The organism is Massilia sp. TWP1-3-3 (assembly GCF_049897805.1).
GTDB lineage: Bacteria > Pseudomonadota > Gammaproteobacteria > Burkholderiales > Burkholderiaceae_D > Telluria_A.
In genome coordinates this window covers 1-4218 of record NZ_JAFCWX010000076.1, presented here as the reverse complement: position 1 = coordinate 4218, position 4218 = coordinate 1, and the positions used below count along the sequence as shown (strand labels likewise).

Here is a 4218-nt window from a genome sequence, read left to right as displayed (position 1 = left end):
TGCCGGGAAGACCTATCGCCATCGAGAGAATCGTTCGAAGCCCAGGAAGCCCGGCGTAAAACCACACAAGAAGATGACTCAGAAAAACTGTTGAAATGTCTTAACTTGGGTGGATTGGTCTATAAACCGGTCGAACATATCGATAATCCGACGAGTGCGAAAAAATCGGCGCCGGATCCAAAGACAATTGATACGGATTTCGATCCACCGGCAAAACCTGAAAGCCTTACAATCGATCCGACGACTTCAATGAAGCGGTACATTTCTACGTCGCGCGACTACATGCGCAAAGAAATCAATACCGCAGTGGCCCTCGGCCCAACATCGGAAGGTTGTCGCCATCTGGGCGCAGGATTGCACGTACTTGAAGATTATTTCGCGCACAGTAATTTCGTCGAACTCTCTCTTCGCAAGCTTGGGCATACAAATGTGTTGGCTTGGACAGCTACAGCGCCATGTATCCACAAGATACCAATCGTAACAGGAATGTTCAATCCCGACGATGTTGTTGCAAGTACTGCGGGAACCATCGCAGATCTTCTATTCAAGGTCGATTGGGAGTATGATCCGAAAGACCCGACGGCACACACGCCGGCTGATAGAATTGTCCTAATCATGCTGCGCGAACATAATTATCATGAATGGGTAACATATTACCTGTGGTATATCGAAGGTCGCGCTTACGTTTACAATATGCGTGGAATGGAAACAAAAAGGAAGATTTTTCATTACACTTTTGGCTTGTTAATTAATATCCATAACTGGGTATTCTCGACACTCTTGCATACCGTCGGAAACAGCGTGGATGATTCACAGACATTACTAAAAGGTTATCCAGGCGAGCACAATTCCACTGATCCATCGCACTCCCAGCTTGCAAAAGACCATGATAATCATCCGTTCCACACGCTCGCCGCAGCATTGGCCAAACATGCGGTAGCAGATGTAGGCAATGTTCTGGGCGCTAACTGGTGGGACGGGCGCAAGGACGCCGATCCGGCGGCAAGGGCGGCCTCATATTTAGTGCACCCTTATGATTGCCACTGGCAAGATGAAATTGTTCGCGACTGGGCGCTTCGACACCCGGAGCAAATAAAGCAAGGTGGGGATCCAACTTTGTGGCATACGCTTAAGCGACAGCACGAGAAAGAAGTGCGGAAAAAAATCGAAACTATACGAAAGGATAGTGCTTTAACCTGGGATTACGTCAACAAGTACTATGAAGATCTGTTCGGCGAAACGAATAAAGTCTCGCCTAATTTTGGTAAGAGCAAAGTCCTTCCTGCTCCACCGAAGCCGACGACTCCTTTGAGATTTACGTCAGCACAGCCTAATGCAACTGTGCCTGCCGTAGCTAAAACAGCAGCACATGGAAAGCCATAATGGAACAGCAAGGGGTTTCTGATCTAATCTATTAAAAAGGCAGAAAAATGTCCACGAGTTATCTAAATCACCATGAAAGATGACGCGATTTATTTCTTAGATAAGAAGGTGCAACTGGGGGGGGCATTGGAGAGTTGGAGAGCTGCTATTTCGGCGCCCTCAAGGTGTACAAAGAACAAAGTCGGTACCATTATGTGCACTTGGGATAGCCTTGGGTTAGAAGTTGGTACCGAAGACACGCAAAAAACGGTGGGATTTGAGAATCTTTATATCTCTTTTCCAGACTTTTTGACTGATCCAAATACCGTGCATTACGCCGCGCTACCTCCCCAGTCGCGTTTCTCCGGGGAGCTCACATTCGATGGCGCTGTTATAAATCAAAACACCGGGTTCGATGAGGTACGTTCCAATCGCAATAGAAACGTTCGCTGCGGGACATTGGACTGTTCAACACCGCATGGAACATTCTCCGATAGGGTGCTGTTATTTTTTCACCTCAAGGGAACCAGGATGACCGATACGGTTGAAAGCCTTAGTTTTTCATTAAGAGAACCACCCGACGGTTGACGTCGGCGAGTGCCCAACGGGCTGCAGACTAAGGTTGGCATGCCACTAGCCCTCCGCTTAGAATGGAAGCGAAACCAAATTTTTCAGCTGAGTGGCGTGCAAGAATCCGACGATATTGCCAAGATGGGCTTGTCCACCGCTGATTAATGTTTCCAATTGACATGCGCTCTGGATCACACCAATACGCAGACTGATCTGTAGCGCCTGCTGCCCAGGAATGGCAAGGATGGCGCCTCCGCTCTGATACTACATTAGCGAACCAACTTATTGACGAGGAAAAAATGTTAAAGAGTCATTTATTAGGAATCATGTTCTCCCTCATGCTGATGGGATGTGATGCCCAGAATCCTGTCGCCGCTATGGCGGATTCGCCAAAACCAACTACTGCTCGGGCTAGTATTGCCATCAGCATGAAAGATGACGGGATTTATTTTTCAGATAAGAAGGTGCGGTTGGGTGGTACCTTGGAGAGTTGGAAAGCTGCGATTTCGGCACCGTCGAGGTGTACAAACGCAAAGGTGGGGGCCGTGTTGTGCATATGGGATAGCCTTGGCCTAGAGGTTGGTACTGAAGACAAGCAGAAAACGGTGGAATTCGTAAATATTTTTATCTCTCTTCCAGATGATTTCACGGACCCACATACCGTGCACTACTCCGGGCTACCTCCGCAGGCGCCATTCGCCGGAAAGCTGACATTCGACGGAATTGTTATCAACAAATACACTGGCTTTGATGAGATAAGGCCCAAGCTTAATCGGAATAGATATGTACACTGCGGTACACTTGATTGTTCTACTCCGCAGGGGAAATTTTCCGATGAGGTGCTTTTATTTTTTCACCTCAAAGGAACCAGGAAGACCGATGCGATCGAAAGTATCGGTTTTTCTTTAATAGACCATTCTGCCAAATGACGTTGGCGTTTGTACAAAGCGGCAGAATGCATCAGATATACCACGTGCGACCAGCACGGTAAATTGTAGATCGCAGTGGCGTAGCAGGCTGCATCGGATTGAGCGGCAGGTTTTTTAACTAGGTCATACGAAGTATTTGTAGGCGGAGAAATGTTAACGAATTATCTATTTGGAATTTTGTTTTCCCTCATACTGATGGGATGTGATGCCCAAAAGTCTCTTGCCGCGGTAGCGGAGTCACCAAACCGAAGTACTGCTCAGGCTGGTATTCCCATTAGGATGAAAGATGATACGATTTACTTCTCGGATAAGAAGGTTCAATTGGGCGGAACCTTGGAGAGCTGGAAGGCGGCGATTTCTACGCCGCCAAGGTGTACAAAAGCAAAGGTCGGTGCCATTTTGTGCATATGGGATAGCCTTGGCTTAGAGGTACCGAACAGACACAGAAGACGGTGAAATTCGTAAATCTTTTTATTTCACTTCCAGAAGATTTTACTGACCCAGATACCGTGCATTACGCCGGTCTACCTCCTCAGTCGCCTTTCTCCGGGAAGCTGACATCGACGGCGCTTTTATAGACTGAAACACCGGGTTCGATGAGATACGTACCAAGCTAAATCGCAATAGAAATGTTCGCTGCGGGACAATGGATTATTCGACGCCGCATGGAACATTCTCCGACAGGGTGCTGCTATTTTTTCACCTCAAAGGAACCAGGAAGACCGATACGATTGAGAGTATTGGTTTTTCGTTAAGAAATCCGTCCGAGGAATAGCGTTGGAGGGCTGCAGAGTAAGATCATGCCGACTCTACCTCTAGGCTTGGACTGGACGCAAAGCTAAAATTCTTCAGCTCGCTAGTGAGCAATAATTCGACAATATTGCCAAGATTGGCTTGTCAAAGCTGATTAATGTTCCAACTTTGGCATGCGCCCGGGGTCCACGCGCGTACACAGGCTGATCCGCAGCACCCGCTGCATAGGAATAGCAAGGATTGCGCAGCCGGTCTGATACCACAGTAGGCCCCAACTTATTGATGAGGCAGAGATATGGCAAAGAGTCATCTATTTGGAATCATGTTCTCCCTCATACTGATGGGATGTGATGCCCAAAAGCCATTTTCCGCCGCCGCTGATTCGTCAGAATCAACTACTGCTCTTGCTGGTGTTTCCATTAACATAAAAGATGACGGGATTTATTTCTCAGATACGAAGGTGCAGTTGGGTGGTACCTTAGAGATGAGCGCGTGCAAGATGTTTGATGGCTTGATGGTCACGATATCTGATGGTCAATCGGACGCTCTGCCGCGACGCGACCGCTCGTGACCGGCTGGCATCGTCGCAGCGGGGGCCGGCCCC

4 protein-coding genes are annotated in these 4218 nt (G+C 48.1%); all 4 read left to right on the top strand.

The features are described from left to right. Positions 1 to 1383: HET-C-related protein (locus tag ACP7D4_RS27560; RefSeq protein WP_426212600.1), on the top strand; the 1383-nt coding region annotated here is incomplete at its 5' end. A 72-nt stretch (positions 1384 to 1455) separates the two neighbouring features. Further along, on the top strand, positions 1456 to 1950 hold the full coding sequence (locus tag ACP7D4_RS27555; protein WP_426212598.1) for a hypothetical protein: 495 nt from the start codon (positions 1456 to 1458) through the stop codon (positions 1948 to 1950). Between the two features lie 281 nt (positions 1951 to 2231). Next, positions 2232 to 2861 carry a hypothetical protein gene (locus ACP7D4_RS27550; RefSeq protein ID WP_426212597.1) on the top strand — a complete coding sequence of 210 codons (630 nt, stop codon included), beginning with the start codon at positions 2232 to 2234 and terminating at the stop codon, positions 2859 to 2861. A gap of 1048 nt (positions 2862 to 3909) precedes the next feature. Next, the gene (locus ACP7D4_RS27545) at positions 3910 to 4185 is read left to right on the top strand and encodes a hypothetical protein (RefSeq protein ID WP_426212596.1); all 276 of its coding nucleotides are present in this window, start codon (positions 3910 to 3912) and stop codon (positions 4183 to 4185) included. Positions 4186 to 4218 lie beyond the last annotated feature (33 nt).